This window comes from Pseudomonas bubulae, assembly GCF_037023725.1.
In the GTDB taxonomy this organism is placed as follows: Bacteria; Pseudomonadota; Gammaproteobacteria; order Pseudomonadales; family Pseudomonadaceae; genus Aquipseudomonas; species Aquipseudomonas bubulae.
This window is the reverse complement of the sequence record NZ_CP146077.1, coordinates 1,339,871-1,355,414: the sequence shown is the minus strand read 5'-3', so window position 1 is coordinate 1,355,414 and position 15,544 is coordinate 1,339,871. Positions and strand designations below refer to the sequence as shown.

Here is a 15,544-nt window from a genome sequence, read left to right as displayed (position 1 = left end):
GGAGTCAGGCACTCACCAGCATGGATTTGACCAGCTTGGCTTGTTCATCAGCGTGGTACGAAGAACGTACCAGCGGACCGGATGCCACGTTTTTAAAGCCCATTTTGTAGCCTTCCTCGGCAAACCACGCGAAGGTGTCCGGGTGTACGAAACGCTGGACCGGCAAGTGGTTGCGTGACGGTTGCAGGTACTGACCCAGGGTCAGCATGTCGATGTCATGTTCGCGCATGCGCTTCATCACTTCGATCACTTCCTCGTCTGTCTCGCCCAGCCCCAGCATCAGGCCCGACTTGGTCGGAATGTGCGGCATCATCTGCTTGAAACGTTGCAGCAGGGTCAGCGACCACTGGTAATCGGAGCCCGGACGCGCAGCCTTGTACAGGCGCGGCACAGTTTCGAGGTTGTGGTTGAATACGTCCGGCGGCTCGGCTGCGGTGATTTCAAGCGCAACATCCATGCGCCCACGGTAGTCCGGAACAAGTGTTTCGAGCAGCACGCCCGGCGACAGTTTGCGGATTTCGCGAATGCAGTCGGCAAAGTGCTGGGCACCACCGTCACGCAGGTCATCGCGGTCTACCGAGGTGATCACCACGTACTTCAGGCGCAGATCAGCGATGGCAATCGCCAGGCTTTCCGGCTCATTGGTGTCCAGTGGCTTCGGTCGGCCGTGGCCCACGTCACAGAACGGGCAACGACGGGTGCAGATGTCACCCATGATCATGAAGGTCGCGGTACCGCCCGAGAAGCATTCGCCCAGGTTCGGGCAGGAGGCTTCTTCGCACACGCTGTGCAGCTTGTGCTTACGCAGCAGGGACTTGATACGGTCGACTTCCGGAGAAACCGGAATGCGTACGCGAATCCAGTCAGGCTTCTTCGGCAGTTCGGTGGTCGGAATGATCTTTACCGGGATACGCGCAACCTTCTCGGCACCGCGCAACTTGACGCCGGTCTCAACCTTGGAACGGGCCTCGCTGGCGCGGGCCGCACGTTCTGAGATATCCAGCGTTGGGATCAGGGTTTGAACAGCGTCTTGCGCAGTAGTCATATCAATCGATTCCGCCCGTCAGGGTCGTCTGCTCAGCATAGTCGAGGTGTTTGACGAGCTGCGAGCGCAGCCGGGCACCAACCTCGGCAAATTCAATCGGCCCTGCATGGTCACGCAGCTGGGTCATCGCCAGCCCCGCATAGCCACAGGGGTTAATCCGTCGAAACGGTTCCAGGTCCATGTCCACATTCAGGGCCAGGCCGTGGAAAGAGCAGCCATTGCGGATCCGCAGGCCCAAAGAGGCGATTTTCGCGCCATCGACATACACGCCCGGCGCATCGGCCTTGGCTGCAGCGCTCACGCCATAGCTGGCGAGCAAGTCGATCAGGCACTGTTCCATCCGCGTGACCAGCTCACGTACGCCATAGCCCAGCCGGCGCACATCGAGCATCAGGTAGGCAACCAATTGGCCGGGGCCGTGGTAGGTCACCTGGCCACCGCGATCCGACTTCACCACCGGGATATCTCCCGGTAGCAGCAGATGCTCGGCCTTGCCTGCCTGGCCTTGGGTAAACACCGGCGGGTGCTGCACCAGCCAGACTTCGTCTTGCGTGTCCGGCACAAGCTTGCGCTCATCGGTGAAACGCTGCATCGCCAGCCAGGTGCGCTCGTAATCAAGCTGGCCCAGCTCACGAATACCCAAGACCTGCGACATCACAACACCATATGTACGAAGCCGGTGGCTCGCAATTCGCTGTTGATGTTGTAGAGCTGATCCTGATCAGTTGCCACGATATGCAGCTGGATCGTCGTGTACTTGCCGTTGGTGCTCTGGCGCTCATCGACACGATCATCGTTGACCGTCGCGTGTTTCTTGACGATATCGATGATTTTGTCCTTATTGCCCACACCCGTGTCGCTGATCACCTTAACCGGGTAATCCACGTTGGGGAATTCGATCTTTGGCGCCTTTACTTCGGTATCGCTCATGGCGTATTGGCCTCGTAAGCCCGGAACAACAAAGGTGGCCCCGCGCAGGGTAGGCGCGGGGTCACACAGGTGGGTGCAATCAGTTGAACAGCCCGTAGAAGAATAGACGGATGCTATCCCACACGCGTCGGAAAATACCACCTTCCTCGACGGGCTCAAGGGCGATCAGGTCAGCACTGTGCACAACCTTGTCGTCAAGTTTGACCTCAACCTTGCCGATCACATCACCTTTGGCGATAGGGGCCATCAGTTGCGGGTTCATGGTCATGCTTGCAGCCAGCTTTTTCAGTTGGCCTTTTGGCAGGGTCATGGTCAGGTCATCCGCCAGGCCAGCCTTGACCTGGTTGGTGGTGCCTTTCCAGACCGGAGCCTGAGCCAGCTCGGTGCCCTTCTGGTAGAAGGTCTGGGTTTCGAAGAAACGGAAACCGTAGGTCAGCAGCTTCTGGGTCTCTGCAGCACGGGCCGCTTCACTGTTGGTGCCGAACACCACGGCGATCAGGCGCATGCCATCACGTACGGCCGAAGACACCATGCAATAGCCGGCTTCGTCGGTGTGACCGGTTTTCAGACCATCAACGGTTTTGTCGCGCCACAACAACAGGTTGCGGTTAGGCTGCTTGATACCGTTCCAGAAGAACTCTTTCTGCGAGTAGATCGCGTAGTGAGTCGGGTCTTCGTGGATGATGGCGCGAGCCAGCAACGACATGTCGTGAGCCGACGAGTAGTGATCCGGATTCGGCAGGCCGGTCGGGTTCATGAAGTGGCTGTTGGACATGCCCAGCTCACCGGCGGTCTTGTTCATCATGTCGGCAAAAGCGTCTTCGCTGCCGGCAATGTGCTCGGACAGGGCGACGCTGGCGTCGTTACCCGACTGGATGATGATGCCATGCAGCAGGTCGCTGACCGACACCTGGGTGCCGACCTTGATGAACATCCGCGAACCACCGGTGCGCCATGCGTTTTCGCTGACAGTTACCGGGTCGTTTTCGCCGATCTGGCCACGACGGATTTCCAGAGTCGCGATGTAAGCGGTCATCAGCTTGGTCAGGCTGGCTGGCGGCAGACGCTGGTCGCCGTTGTTCTCGACCAGCACGTTACCGCTGCTGGCATCCATCAGAACATAGGACTTGGCTGCAAGTTGTGGTGGCGACGGCATCATCTCGACTGCCCAGGCGGCAGGAGTGACGATCAGCGGTACTAGCAGGCACAGGCGTTTGGCAAAGGTGGTGATGTTCATCCGTCTCTCGAAGTTGTTAATGGAAACTTACCCTCGCGGGCAAAACTGTACAGGCAGTCGTTTGACTGACTGCCGCGTATTCAGTTGCAGTCCCGGCCCCTGGAAGGGCTTTTATTCTTGACCTCTGCAACTGCGTTTGGGCCCCGACTGCTCAGGGCCCAACGCTTTGTTCGGTGTTACTGATCCGACGTCACAACGCTCGGCTGGCCCAGATTGGCCAGGCGCACGCTGTTTTGTGTTTGTGCCACCTCACCCGCCGAGGCTATTGGCCCCATGCGTACACGATGCAAGGTTTGCTGATTGCGCACAATCGAACTGATAAACACGGGGGTACTGACCATGCCACTGAGTTTGGAACGAAGCAACTCGGCAGCGTCCGGATTGGCAAAGGCACCGACCTGAAGGTAGGTACCCTGGCCCTTGGCCATTGGACTGACCGGAACCACATCGGCAGCATGCTGCTGTGCGGGCGGCGTCCATTGCTCAACCTTGCCGGTGGACACGGTCGGGGCGGTGTTCTGGGCCACTTTCGGTTCGTTGAGCATCAGCGGCGCAGGGCGACCGCGCTGAGCCCACCAGGCCTGAGGGTCAATACCTTCAACCTTGACCCGGGCCGTACCGGTTTCGGCATAGCCGAGCTTTTTGGCAGCAGCGTAGGACAAGTCGATAATACGATCCGAATAAAACGGGCCACGGTCGTTGACGCGCAGGATCACGGCCTTGCCGTTATCCAGGTTGGTCACCTTGACGTAGCTGGGCAGCGGCAAAGTCTTGTGCGCCGCGCTCATGCCGTACAGGTCATAGACCTCGCCATTGGCGGTGTTCTGGCCGTGAAACTTGGTGCCGTACCAGGACGCGGTGCCCGAGGCCACATAGGTCTTGGACTCTTGCATCGGGAAATAGGTCTTGCCCAGCACCGAGTACGGCGCCGCCTTGTAAGGCCCGGTGTGCAGGGTCGGCGTGGCGTCGGGGATGCGCGAAACGTCAACATCCCACCACGGCGCACCGTCCTTGTGGGCACGGTTGATATCCAGGCCCGGCTTGGAACTGACCGCGGTCGATGTTTGCGGGGGCGTCGAGCGACTGCTCGAGCAGCTCACCAGCAGCAACGCAACAGCGGCGCAGGCGGCGAGTTTCAAAGGTGTACGGGTCGCTAGAAACGGCATTACTTGTTGCCCCGTGCTTGAACCAGCAGATCGGACAGTTGATGCACTGCCATGGCGTACATCACGCTTCGGTTATAGCGTGTGATCGCATAAAAGTTTTTCAGGCCCATCCAGTACTCAGGGCCATCGGCGCCTTCCAGACGGAACGCCGTGACCGGCATATCGTCGCGCAGCGCATCATGACTCGACCAGCCCAGCGCTCGCAACTCCCCGACGGTCTTGACCGGTTCAATGCCCTGGGTCAGGCCTTCATCGGCGCGATCACCGGTCACATCGGCGCGAATCACCACCGGCTCACCGGCTACCCAGCCATGACGTTTGAAGTAGCTGGCAACGCTACCGATGGCATCGTCCGGGTTGCTCCAGATATTGATATGGCCATCACCGTCGAAATCCACGGCATAGGCGCGAAAGCTGCTCGGCATAAACTGCGGCAAGCCCATGGCTCCGGCATAGGAACCCTTCAGGGTCAGCGGGTCAACCTGTTCTTCGCGGCTCAGCAACAGGAACTCTCGCAGTTCCTTGCGGAAAAACTCGGCGCGGGGCGGGTAATCGAAACCCAGGGTCGACAAGGCATCGATCACGCGGTAGTTACCGGTGTTGCGACCATAAAAGGTTTCGACGCCGATAATCGACACAATCACCTGGGCCGGAACGCCATACTCCTGCTCGGCGCGGGCCAGAACAGCTTCGTGCTCGCGCCAGAAATCGACACCGCGGGCGACGCGGGCGTCGGTCAAAAACATCGGGCCGTACTCTTTCCACTGCTTGACCCGTTCGGCCGGGCGCGAAATGGCATCGAGGATGCTTTGCTTGCGCTCGGCTTCGCGGAACACGCCCATCAGCTGCTCGCCGGCAAATCCGTAATCACGGGTCATTTCGCCTACGAACTCAGCCACTTGGGGCGAGCCTTCGTAGTCACCGGCCAGCGCACCCTGTGCGGTCCCGAACAGACCCAGCAGGCCTACCCACGACGCGTATCGAGCAGCCCAGCCACGCATTGCTTGCATTGAATAATTCACCTTAATCAAACTTGTGCGATCCACTTGCGATGTGTGTGGATCGACATCAAAACCCCGAACGCTGATAACAGCGTCACGAGCGAAGTGCCGCCGTAACTGATAAAGGGCAATGGCACGCCCACCACCGGCAGCAGGCCACTGACCATACCGATGTTGACGAAAACATAAACAAAAAACGTCATGGTCAGGCTGCCTGCCAGCAATTTGCCGAACAGGGTCTGGGCCTGGGCGGTGATCACCAGGCCACGACCAATCAACAACAGATAAATAAGCAGCAGCGCGCAAATGCCGACCAGACCGAACTCTTCGCCCATCACCGCGATGATGAAGTCGGTATGGCTCTCGGGCAGGAAGTCCAGGTGCGACTGGGTACCCAGTAGCCAGCCCTTGCCGAACACCCCGCCCGAACCAATCGCGGCCTTGGACTGGATAATGTTCCAGCCAGTGCCCAGCGGGTCGCTTTCAGGGTCGAGGAAGGTCAGCACGCGCTGCTTCTGATAGTCGTGCATCACGAAGATCCACATGGCCACCGCCACTGGAACCGTCGCTGCCAGTACGCTGAGGATCCAGCGCCAGCGCAGACCGCCCATGAACAATACAAATGCACCGCCTGCCAGTACCAGCAGCGCCGTACCCAGGTCGGGCTGGCGCACAATCAGGGCAAAAGGCACCCCGATAAGCATCAGGCTGACCGCCACATGCTTGAGTTGCGGCGGCAAGGTTCGCTTGGACAGGTACCAGGCGATGGTCGCGGGCATCAGGATTTTCATGAACTCGGAGGGCTGAAAGCGAATCACCCCGGGGATATTGATCCAGCGAGTGGCGCCCATGGCGTTGTGGCCCATGACATCCACCACCACCAGCAACATCACCCCGATCAGATAGCCGATCGGTACCCAGCGTGCCATGAATCGCGGTTCCAGCTGGGCGATGATAAACATCGATACCAGCCCGATACCGAACGAAGTCGCCTGTTTGCTCAGCAAGTCCCAGCTTTTGCCGCTGGCCGAATACAGTACAAACAGGCTGCCAGCCGCCAGGGTCAGCAGCAGAATCAGCAGCGGGCCATCGATATGCAAACGCTGAAGCAGCGTGGCACGGCGACGCATCACGTCCTCACTGGAGAGGATGCGGTCAAAATTACTCATCATTGGCCGGAACCTCTGCCTTTACGGGGCCGCCGTACTCGGGTTTGAGTTTGCCGTCTTCACCCAGCAACCAGGCATCCATGACCTTGCGCACCACGGGCGAGGCGACACGACTGCCGGCTTCGCCGTTTTCAATCATCACCGAGACGGTGATCTGCGGGTTGTTGGCCGGCGCGAAGCCGACGAACAAGGCGTGGTCGCGGTGACGCTCCTGCACCTTGGAACGGTCGTATTTTTCGCCCTGCTTGATCGCCACCACCTGGGCCGTACCGCTCTTGCCGGCAATCAGGTATTGCGCGCCAACGCCCGCCACCCGCGCCGTGCCGCGAGCGCCATGCACCACTTGCTGCATGCCGTGGTTGACCTTGGCCCAGTTGGACGGGTCACGCAGGACAATATCCGGCACCGGGTCCGGGTCCACCGGCGGTACGCCCTCGATGGTCTTGGCCAGGTGCGGACGGATCCACTTGCCTTTGCTGGCGATCAACGCGGTGGCCTGGGCCAGTTGCAAGGGGGTGGACTGCATATAGCCCTGGCCAATCCCCAGAATCAGCGTCTCGCCCGGGAACCAGGCCTGGCGTCGGGTGGCACGTTTCCACTCGCGGGACGGCATCAGCCCGGCGGACTCTTCGAACATGTCCAGCGAGACCTTGCGGCCGATACCGAACTGGTTCATGTAGCTCGACAGACGGTCAATCCCCAGCTTGTGGGCCAGATCATAAAAATAGGTGTCGTTGGAGCGCATGATTGCGGTATCCAGATCGACGTAGCCATCACCGCTACGGTTCCAGTTACGGTATTTGTGATCGTAATTGGGCAGCTGGTAATAGCCGGGGTCATACACCCGCGAGGAGCCGGTGATCACGCCGCTGTCCAGGCCGGCAATCGCCACTGCAGGCTTGATCGTCGAGCCCGGCGGATACAGGCCGCGCAGGATGCGGTTGAACAATGGTCGGTCTATCGAATCACGCAGCTCGGCATAGGCCTTGAAGCTGATGCCGGTCACGAACAGATTGGGGTCAAAACTCGGCTGGCTGACCATGGCCAGCACTTCCCCCGTCATCGGGTTGAGTGCCACCACTGCACCACGACGCCCTGCCAGCGCCTCTTCAGCTGCTTCCTGCAGTTTGATATCGAGGCTGAGTACGATGTCTTTGCCAGGGATCGGGTCGGTGCGCTTGAGTACTCGCAACACGCGGCCACGGGCATTGGTTTCGACTTCTTCGTAACCCACCTGGCCATGCAGCTCGGCTTCGTAGAAACGTTCGATGCCGGTTTTGCCGATATGGTGGGTGCCGCTGTAATTGACCGGATCGAGGGTTTTAAGCTCTTTTTCGTTGATCCGGCCCATGTAACCCACCGAGTGCGCAAAATGCGCGCCTTGAGGGTAATGCCGCACCAGTTGCGCAACCACTTCAACCCCGGGCAGGCGGAACTGGTTTACGGCAATCCGGGCGATCTGTTCTTCGTTAAGCTCAAACAGAATGGGCACCGGCTCAAACGGCCGCCGCCCCTGCTTCATGCGCTTTTCGAACAGGGCGCGATCCTCAGGCGCAAGCTGCAACACTTCAACAATAACGTCGAGCACTTGCTGCCAGTCACCAGAGCGTTCGCGGGTCATGCTCAGGCTGAAGCTGGGGCGGTTGTCTGCGATCACCACGCCATTACGGTCAAAAATCAGACCGCGGGTAGGCGGGATCGGCTGCACATGCACCCGGTTGTTCTCTGACAAGGTGGAGTGGTAGTCGTACTGCACCACCTGCAGGTAATAAAGCCGCGCGAGCAGCACACAAATCAGCGTCACGACCACAATCGCACCGACCACGACTCGTCCGCGCACAAGGCGTGCGTCTTTCTCGTGGTCTTTAAGGCGGATCGGCTGAGTCATTCAGAGCGCTGACTATTTGTGATACGGGTGCCCGGACAGCACTGTCCAGGCGCGATACAACTGCTCACCGATCAGAATCCTCACCAACGGGTGCGGCAGCGTCAATGGCGACAGCGACCAGCGCTGGTCAGCGCGGGCACAGACTTCCGGCGCCAGCCCTTCCGGGCCACCGACCATAAAGTTCACCGTGCGCGAATCCAGGCGCCAGCGGTCAAGCTCAACCGCCAGCTGCTCGGTACTCCACGGTTTGCCGTGCACTTCGAGGGTTACGATGCGCTCGCCCGGGCCTACCTTGGCCAGCATGGCTTCGCCTTCCTGGCGGATGAAGCGGGCCACGTCAGCATTCTTGCCACGGGTGTTGAGCGGTATTTCCACCAGTTCAAGTGCCAGCTCGGATGGCAGACGCTTGGCATATTCATGCCAGCCTTCTTCCACCCACTTGGGCATACGCGAACCGACAGCGATCAAACGCAGGCGCACAGCGAACCCTTACTCTTGGTCTTTGTTGAGCTTCAGGAAGTGCTCATGGGTGTTTTCCGGGCTGTGGTGAGCAGCGCTGCCTGCACGGCTTTGTTCAGCACCGGCCCACAGACGCTCCAGGTCGTAGAACTGACGGGCACTGGCGGTCATCATGTGAACGATCACGTCGTCCATGTCCAGCAGAACCCAGTCGCTGTCGCCCTTGCCTTCTTCGCCCAGCGGCTTGACGCCCAGAGCCTTCACCGCTTCGCGGATCTTGTCGAGCATCGCACCGATCTGACGGTTCGAAGTACCGGTAGCGATGATCATGAAGTCAGTGATGCTGTGCTTGTCACGCACGTCGATGACCTGGATATCCTGGGCCTTGACGTCTTCCAGGGCGGCAACAGCAACCTTGACCAGCTCTTCACCCTTGAGAGGCTCGGCGCTGAAGGTTTTTTCCGGCAATGGCGCGCTTTTGAAGGTGCCTTTGCGCTTTACTTTGCTTACATCTTTGTCAGTCATATAAAACTCGTTTTGCTCGTATGTTCGGGTGTTTCAATACACGACAATTGGCGCCTTGAAACACACCCTTTTTCAGTTCGACGCACGGTAAAGCCCGTGCGCATCGATGTAGGCCAGGACCGCGTCGGGCACCAGGTAACGTACCGACTTACCGCTGGCCAGCAGTTGGCGGATCTGGGTGGCGGATACCGCGAGCGGCGTCTGCCAAACGAATGCAATCTGTCCGCTTGCCCCCTTCAGGGCCAGCGGGTCGCTTACCGAGCGCGCTGCCAGCAGGTTGCGCAAGGCATCCGGCGGTTCGCTGTCGGCATCCGGGCGCTGTAGCACCAGGATATGGCAATGCTGGAGCAACTCTTCCCAGCGATGCCATGTGGGCAGGCCGCAAAACGCGTCCCAACCCAACAGTAAAAACAACTGGTCATACGCGGCCATCTCGGCCCGCATCAATTCCAGTGTATCGATCGTGTAGGACGGTTTGTCCCTTTGCAGCTCCCGGGCGTCCACTACCAGCGTAGCCACTCCTGCGACAGCGCACTCGACCATCGCCAAACGGTCGTGGGCTGACACCTGGGGGGTGTCACGGTGCGGTGGCCTGGCATTGGGGGTAAGACGCAGCTCGTCGAGCCCCATCATCTCCGCCACTTCCAGCCCGCCACGCAGATGACCGATATGCACCGGATCGAAGGTTCCGCCCAGTACGCCTATGCGCTGGGGTAACACGTCGATCACAGGTGCCGGCGCTGACGCTTTCAGCTTGACCAAGTCAGACTGGCTCCTGACCGCGCAACTGGCCATCGCCGACCACAATGTACTTCTCGCAGGTCAGACCTTCGAGACCCACCGGGCCGCGGGCGTGCAGCTTATCAGTAGAAATGCCAATCTCCGCACCCAATCCGTATTCAAATCCATCGGCAAAGCAGGTTGGTGTGTTGAGCATCACGGAACTGGAGTCCACTTCGGCCATAAAACGCCGGGCATCGCCCTGGTGTTCGGTGACGATCGAGTCGGTGTGATGGGAGCCATAGTGATTGATATGCTCAATCGCCTGGTCCAGACCCTCCACGATACGAATCGACAGGATGGCGTCCAGGTACTCGGTGTTCCAGTCGTCTTCAGTGGCGGCAACCACGTCGATCAACTCCCGGGTACGCTCGCAACCGCGCAGTTCGACGCCCCTGGCGCGAAATTGTTCAGCCATTGCCGGCAAAAATTCTGCCGCGACGGCCTGATCCACCAGCAGGGTTTCCATCGCGCCGCAAATGCCATAACGGTAGGTCTTGGCGTTGAACGCAATGCGCTGCGCCTTGGCAAGATCGGCATGGGGACTGACGTATACATGGCAGATGCCGTCCAGGTGTTTGATCACCGGCACCTTGGCATCACGGCTGACCCGTTCGATCAGCCCCTTGCCGCCGCGAGGCACGATGACATCAACGTACTCGGGCATGGTGATCAGCGCGCCGACAGCGGCACGATCGGTCACTTCAACCACTTGCACCACGGCGGGCGGCAAACCGGCTTCGGCCAGGCCGCGCTGGATGCACACTGCAATGGCACGGTTTGAGTGAATCGCCTCGGAGCCACCGCGCAGGATGGTTGCGTTGCCCGACTTCAAGCACAGGCTGGCAGCATCAATGGTCACGTTAGGACGCGACTCGTAGATGATTCCGACTACACCCAGCGGTACACGCATCTTGCCGACCTGAATACCCGAAGGGCGGTAGCTCATGTCGCGAATCGCGCCGATGGGGTCTGGCAGGCTTGCCACCTGACGCAAACCGACAATCATGCTGTCGATGCGTGCAGGGGTCAGCGCCAGGCGCTCCAGCATGGCCGGCTCAAGGCCGTTGGCCCGGCCGGCGGCCAGGTCCAGTTCGTTGGCAGCAACCAGCTCCAGACGTGCGGCATCCAATGCAGCAGCAGCGCCGTGCAGGGCACGGTTTTTCTGCGCCGTACTGGCACGGCCGATCACGCGGGAGGCTTCGCGAGCAGCGCGACCCAGGCGGGTCATGTAGTCAAGAACGGACTCAGTCATGGTCTCAAGGGTCTTGGCAGGGAGGAAAGCGGCCGATTATAGCGGTCCCGCCGCCTCACGCACAGCGGTGGCAGGCGGATGGTCGAAATGGACCACAAATACACTGCGTTCAGCCCCGATTAAGCATGACTTGCTATGATCTGCACCTTTTCAGCTATCCACTGACCGTCCTGCACATGCCCATGATGCTGCCTGATGCCTTTTTCGATCGAGATGCCCAGCTTGTTGCTTGCCAACTGCTGGGCAAAGTCATTCGCCATCGGGTCAACGGGCTGTGGCTCAGCGCCCGGATTATCGAAACCGAAGCCTATTACCTCACCGACAAAGGCAGCCACGCCTCGCTGGGCTATACCGACAAGCGCAAGGCGCTGTTTCTCGATGGCGGGCATATCTACATGTATTACGCCCGCGGCGGCGACTCGCTGAATTTCAGCGCCCACGGCCCCGGCAACGCAGTGCTGATCAAATCGGCCCATCCCTGGCTTGATGAGCTGGCGGGCCCGGACAGCCTGGCGCAGATGCAACGCAACAACCCGGACGCCAAAGGCAACCCCCGGCCCGAACACAAACTGTGTGCGGGGCAAACCCTGCTGTGCAAAGCGCTGGGGTTGAAGGTGCGCGAATGGGATGCAAAATGTTTCGACCCCGAACGCTTGTGGGTCGATGACGTCAGAGAACAACCTTCGAAAATTATCCAGACCACCCGTCTGGGCATCCCCCACGGGCGCGACGAGCATTTGATGTACCGCTTTGTCGATGCTGACTACGCTGCGTATTGCACGCGTAATCCGCTGCGTCGCGGGCAGGTTGAGGGGCGGGATTTCATCACCCTGGAGCACAACTGATCCTGTGGGAGCGGGTTTGCTCGCGATGGCATCGCCGCAATTGTCCTGACAGACCGCGGGGCCTGCATCGCGTGCAAACCCACTCCCATAACTAGAGCCGGGCCAGCTTCAAGACTGTAGCGCCTACAAACAACCTAATAAGCAGACAAGGAAATCGGAACATGGGCCCATGGCTCGATAGCATCACCGGCTGGCTGACAGCCAACCCGCAGTGGCTGGGCCTCGCGGTGTTTATTGTGGCTTGCGTGGAGTGTCTGGCAATTGCCGGCATCATTGTTCCCGGCACCGTATTGTTGTTCGCCATTGCCGTCATGGCCGGCAGCGGCGCCCTGTCCCTGGGCCAAACCCTGCTGCTGGGCTTTCTCGGCGGGTTGCTCGGCGACGCGGTGTCCTACGCCCTGGGCAGGCGCTTCCACCAGAACATTCGCCGCTTACCCCTCTTGCGCACTCATCCCGAATGGATGAACGGGGCCGAGAGCTACTTCCATCGCTACGGTATTGTCAGCCTGTTGGTCGGGCGCTTTATCGGCCCGCTGCGGCCCATGCTGCCGATGGTGGCCGGGATGTGCGACATGCCGATCCCGCGCTTTATCGGCGTCAGCCTGCTGGCCGGAGCAGGCTGGTCGGTGGCGTACCTGCTACCGGGCTGGGCCACCGGTGCTGCCATTCGCCTGCCACTGCCCGAAGGCTTCTGGCTACAGGCCGCCATTGTTGCCGCGGGCCTCGCCGCCCTGCTGGGCCTGAGCATCAATGCCAGTATCCGTCGCCAACCCCGGGCCACGCTGCTGATCGGCACACTCAGCTTCGCCCTGCTACTGGCCGTCTTTATCGGTTATCCACACATGACCGCCTTCGACCAGGGCATCACGGCCCTGGTACAAGAGCATCGCAGCAGTGCCATGGACAGCGCCGCCGTGCTGGTGACGCAAATCGGCAACTTCCGTACCCAGTTTCTGGCGGCAGCCCTGGTGTGCGTCATTCTGCTGTTTACCCGGCAATGGCGGGCAATGTGGTTCTTTGGCGGGATCACGCTGTTTACCGCGCTGGCCAATACCGCGACCAAGCACTTCTTCGCCCGGGTGCGCCCCGAAGTGCTGGTGGACCCGCTGACCAGCTACAGCATGCCCAGCGGCCACAGTTCGGGGGCGTTTGCGTTTTTTGTCGCCCTGGCCATTCTGGCCGGGCGCAACCAGCCACAACGCATGCGCGTCACCTGGGTATTGCTGGGTTGCCTGCTGGCGATCACCGTGGCGATGTCGCGGGTGTACCTGGGCGCTCACTGGCCAACGGACATCACCGCTGGGGCCCTGCTCGCCATCACTGTCAACGCATTCGCTCTGGCGTTAAGCCAGCGATACATGCCCCTTGAGCCGGTCCCGCAGAAAATCTGGTGGCTGATCTTGCCGTCAGTCACTGCGCTCTACGGGTTTTTCATGCTCGGGCACTTGTCCAAGGAACTGCTGCGCTACGCCTACTGAGATCAGTTGAGGGCTTCGCCCTGGATCTCATCGAGCAGCACTTGTATCCCGTCCAGACGCTGCTGCGGGTCATTGACCTGCAGCAGTTCGATCTTGTCTGCCTCGGCAAAGGGCAATAGGTACGCCAGTTGATTGGACAGCGACTGTTGCCCCGCCACCTCGGTGTTCATGTTCAGGGCCACCACCATCGGGTGCTCGGCCAGCGCCTTGAGCAAGGCCAGCAGGTCCTGGTCTTCTTCCTGCAGGGGCTGCTCGGGGGCGTCATCCAGCCACTCGACATGCGCCAGCAGTAGCTGATCGCGCTGCAACTCAGTGCCCAGCACTTCAAAGCGCCGCCCGCCCTCGACGCGAATGCCCAGCAGGCCGTTGTCCTGCTGCTGAAAATCGCGAATCAGGGCTTCACAGCCAATCCCGGCGATACCCTGGGGTGCATTGCCGACCTCACGGCCATCCAGGATGCACACCACACCAAAGCCTGTGCCCTGCTTCATGCAGCGGGCAACCATGTCCAGGTAGCGCGCCTCAAATATCTGCAAATCCAGCACACAACCTGGAAACAGCACGGTATTCAAAGGAAACAGCGGCAATGTCATAGCTTCACCCTTACACCATGAGGGTCACGGCCAACGGCAGGAACACCGCCGTACCCAGACCCATCAGACTCATCGCCAGCGCCGCGAAGGCGCCACACTCTTCACTTTCCTGCAGGGCCACCGAAGTGCCAACCGCGTGCGCCGTCATGCCCAGGGCCATACCTCGGGCCTCCGGGCTGTGAACCCCGAGCAGGCGCAACAGGCCCGGCCCGCAAATTGCGCCGATCACCCCGGTAATCAGCACAAACACTGCTGCCAGCGCCGCCACACCACCAATCTGCTCGGCCACCAGCATGGCAATCGGTGAGGTCACCGACTTGGGCGCCAGGGTCATCAGCATCATGTGCTCGGCCCCGAACCACCAGGCCAGGCCCACCACCAACGCAGTGGCGAAGACGCCGCCAATTACCAGCGTAGTAAAAATGGGCCAGAACAACTGCCGGATCCGCCGCAGGTTCAGGTACAGCGGCACCGCCAGCGCCACCGTTGCGGGGCCCAGCAAAATACTCAGGATATCGGTGCTCTTGCGGTACTCCGCGTAGCTCAGGCCGCAACTGAGCAGCACACCGATCACCAGCAGCATCGAGGCCAGCACCGGCTGCAGGAAGAGCCAGCGGGTTTTCTCGTAAGCGGCGAGCACCAGTTGATAGGCGCCCAGGGTGATACCGATACCAAACAACGGATGATGGATGACTGACTCCCAGGCGCCCTGCCATTGCAGATTCATGGCCGCTCCTCGGGATGGCTGTGATTCTTGAGCAGACGCTGCATCAGTACGCCGACGAATGCCATCGAGATCAATAGCGACAGCACCAGCGCCCCGACAATCGCCCAGAAGTCAGCGGCAATATCGGCGGCGTACACCATCACGCCCACCGCGGGCGGCACCAACAGCAAGGGTAAATAACGCAACAACCCGCCGGCAGCCTGACTCAATGGCTCGCTGACTTGACCGCGCACCATCAAGAAGCCCAACAACAGCAGCAATCCGATAATGGGCCCGGGCAATACGGGGACGAACAAGTGATTGAGGGCGGTACCGAGCAATTGAAACAGCACCAGCCAAGTCAAGCCGCGTAGCAACATTTCACCTCTCCAGCGAATATTTTTGTGCCGCATTATAAGCACGTCCTACCGACCAACGGCCCAGGCTTGCACCTTGGCATACAATAA

At 60.1% G+C, this 15,544-nt stretch carries 17 protein-coding genes; 2 read left to right on the top strand and 15 right to left on the bottom strand.

Annotated elements, in window-relative coordinates; all coding sequences use genetic code 11:
• Positions 1-4 precede the first annotated feature (4 nt).
• From lipA to V6L81_RS06265, 12 genes are all read right to left on the bottom strand, one after another.
• A complete protein-coding gene (gene lipA, locus V6L81_RS06320) occupies positions 5-1,045 on the bottom strand; it encodes a lipoyl synthase (RefSeq protein ID WP_094999432.1) in 1,041 nt (346 codons plus the stop codon).
• 1 nt (position 1,046) lies between these two features.
• The gene (gene lipB / locus V6L81_RS06315) at positions 1,047-1,700 is read right to left on the bottom strand and encodes a lipoyl(octanoyl) transferase LipB (protein ID WP_094999433.1); all 654 of its coding nucleotides are present in this window, start codon (positions 1,698-1,700) and stop codon (positions 1,047-1,049) included.
• Entirely contained in the window at positions 1,700-1,975 is a 276-nt protein-coding gene (locus V6L81_RS06310; protein WP_016779266.1) for a DUF493 domain-containing protein, read from the bottom strand. Before V6L81_RS06310 ends, lipB begins: the two co-directional genes overlap by 1 nt.
• Before the next feature lie 79 nt (positions 1,976-2,054).
• A complete protein-coding gene (locus tag V6L81_RS06305; RefSeq protein WP_094999434.1) occupies positions 2,055-3,212 on the bottom strand; it encodes a D-alanyl-D-alanine carboxypeptidase family protein in 1,158 nt (385 codons plus the stop codon).
• A gap of 176 nt (positions 3,213-3,388) precedes the next feature.
• Positions 3,389-4,378 (bottom strand): septal ring lytic transglycosylase RlpA family protein, encoded by a 990-nt coding sequence (locus V6L81_RS06300; protein WP_094999435.1) that lies wholly within the window; start codon positions 4,376-4,378, stop codon positions 3,389-3,391.
• Entirely contained in the window at positions 4,378-5,388 is a 1,011-nt protein-coding gene (gene mltB, locus V6L81_RS06295; RefSeq protein ID WP_094999436.1) for a lytic murein transglycosylase B, read from the bottom strand. The genes V6L81_RS06300 and mltB overlap by 1 nt, the downstream gene beginning before the upstream one ends.
• A 17-nt stretch (positions 5,389-5,405) precedes the next feature.
• Positions 5,406-6,509 (bottom strand): rod shape-determining protein RodA, encoded by a 1,104-nt coding sequence (rodA, locus tag V6L81_RS06290; RefSeq protein WP_165484550.1) that lies wholly within the window; start codon positions 6,507-6,509, stop codon positions 5,406-5,408.
• A 31-nt stretch (positions 6,510-6,540) separates the two neighbouring features.
• Positions 6,541-8,436 (bottom strand): penicillin-binding protein 2, encoded by a 1,896-nt coding sequence (mrdA, locus tag V6L81_RS06285; RefSeq protein WP_094999438.1) that lies wholly within the window; start codon positions 8,434-8,436, stop codon positions 6,541-6,543.
• A gap of 12 nt (positions 8,437-8,448) precedes the next feature.
• Positions 8,449-8,916, bottom strand: a complete 468-nt coding sequence (gene rlmH / locus V6L81_RS06280; RefSeq protein ID WP_003444191.1) for a 23S rRNA (pseudouridine(1915)-N(3))-methyltransferase RlmH — start codon at positions 8,914-8,916, stop codon at positions 8,449-8,451.
• Between the two features lie 9 nt (positions 8,917-8,925).
• On the bottom strand, positions 8,926-9,420 hold the full coding sequence (gene rsfS / locus V6L81_RS06275) for a ribosome silencing factor (RefSeq protein WP_016779261.1): 495 nt from the start codon (positions 9,418-9,420) through the stop codon (positions 8,926-8,928).
• Positions 9,421-9,492: 72 nt separating this feature from the next.
• The gene (gene nadD / locus V6L81_RS06270; RefSeq protein WP_232527619.1) at positions 9,493-10,215 is read right to left on the bottom strand and encodes a nicotinate-nucleotide adenylyltransferase; all 723 of its coding nucleotides are present in this window, start codon (positions 10,213-10,215) and stop codon (positions 9,493-9,495) included.
• Positions 10,184-11,455 (bottom strand): glutamate-5-semialdehyde dehydrogenase, encoded by a 1,272-nt coding sequence (locus V6L81_RS06265; RefSeq protein WP_338660562.1) that lies wholly within the window; start codon positions 11,453-11,455, stop codon positions 10,184-10,186. Before V6L81_RS06265 ends, nadD begins: the two co-directional genes overlap by 32 nt.
• Positions 11,456-11,631: 176 nt before the next feature.
• Here V6L81_RS06265 and V6L81_RS06260 point away from each other — a divergent pair, with 176 nt between their 5' ends.
• Positions 11,632-12,300 (top strand): DNA-3-methyladenine glycosylase, encoded by a 669-nt coding sequence (locus V6L81_RS06260; RefSeq protein ID WP_095031804.1) that lies wholly within the window; start codon positions 11,632-11,634, stop codon positions 12,298-12,300.
• Positions 12,301-12,461: 161 nt separating this feature from the next.
• Positions 12,462-13,778: a bifunctional DedA family/phosphatase PAP2 family protein gene (locus tag V6L81_RS06255; protein ID WP_296304179.1), complete on the top strand. Its 1,317-nt coding sequence runs from the start codon at positions 12,462-12,464 to the stop codon at positions 13,776-13,778.
• 2 nt (positions 13,779-13,780) lie between these two features.
• On the opposite strand, the gene V6L81_RS06250 is transcribed toward V6L81_RS06255, so the two are convergent.
• From V6L81_RS06250 to V6L81_RS06240, 3 genes are read right to left on the bottom strand one after another with little or no spacing between them, the layout of a single operon-like run.
• Positions 13,781-14,371 carry an LON peptidase substrate-binding domain-containing protein gene (locus tag V6L81_RS06250; protein WP_338660561.1) on the bottom strand — a complete coding sequence of 197 codons (591 nt, stop codon included), beginning with the start codon at positions 14,369-14,371 and terminating at the stop codon, positions 13,781-13,783.
• A gap of 10 nt (positions 14,372-14,381) precedes the next feature.
• Positions 14,382-15,098, bottom strand: a complete 717-nt coding sequence (locus V6L81_RS06245; protein ID WP_094999443.1) for an LrgB family protein — start codon at positions 15,096-15,098, stop codon at positions 14,382-14,384.
• Entirely contained in the window at positions 15,095-15,457 is a 363-nt protein-coding gene (locus V6L81_RS06240) for a CidA/LrgA family protein (RefSeq protein ID WP_094999444.1), read from the bottom strand. Before V6L81_RS06240 ends, V6L81_RS06245 begins: the two co-directional genes overlap by 4 nt.
• Between the last annotated feature and the right edge of the window lie 87 nt (positions 15,458-15,544).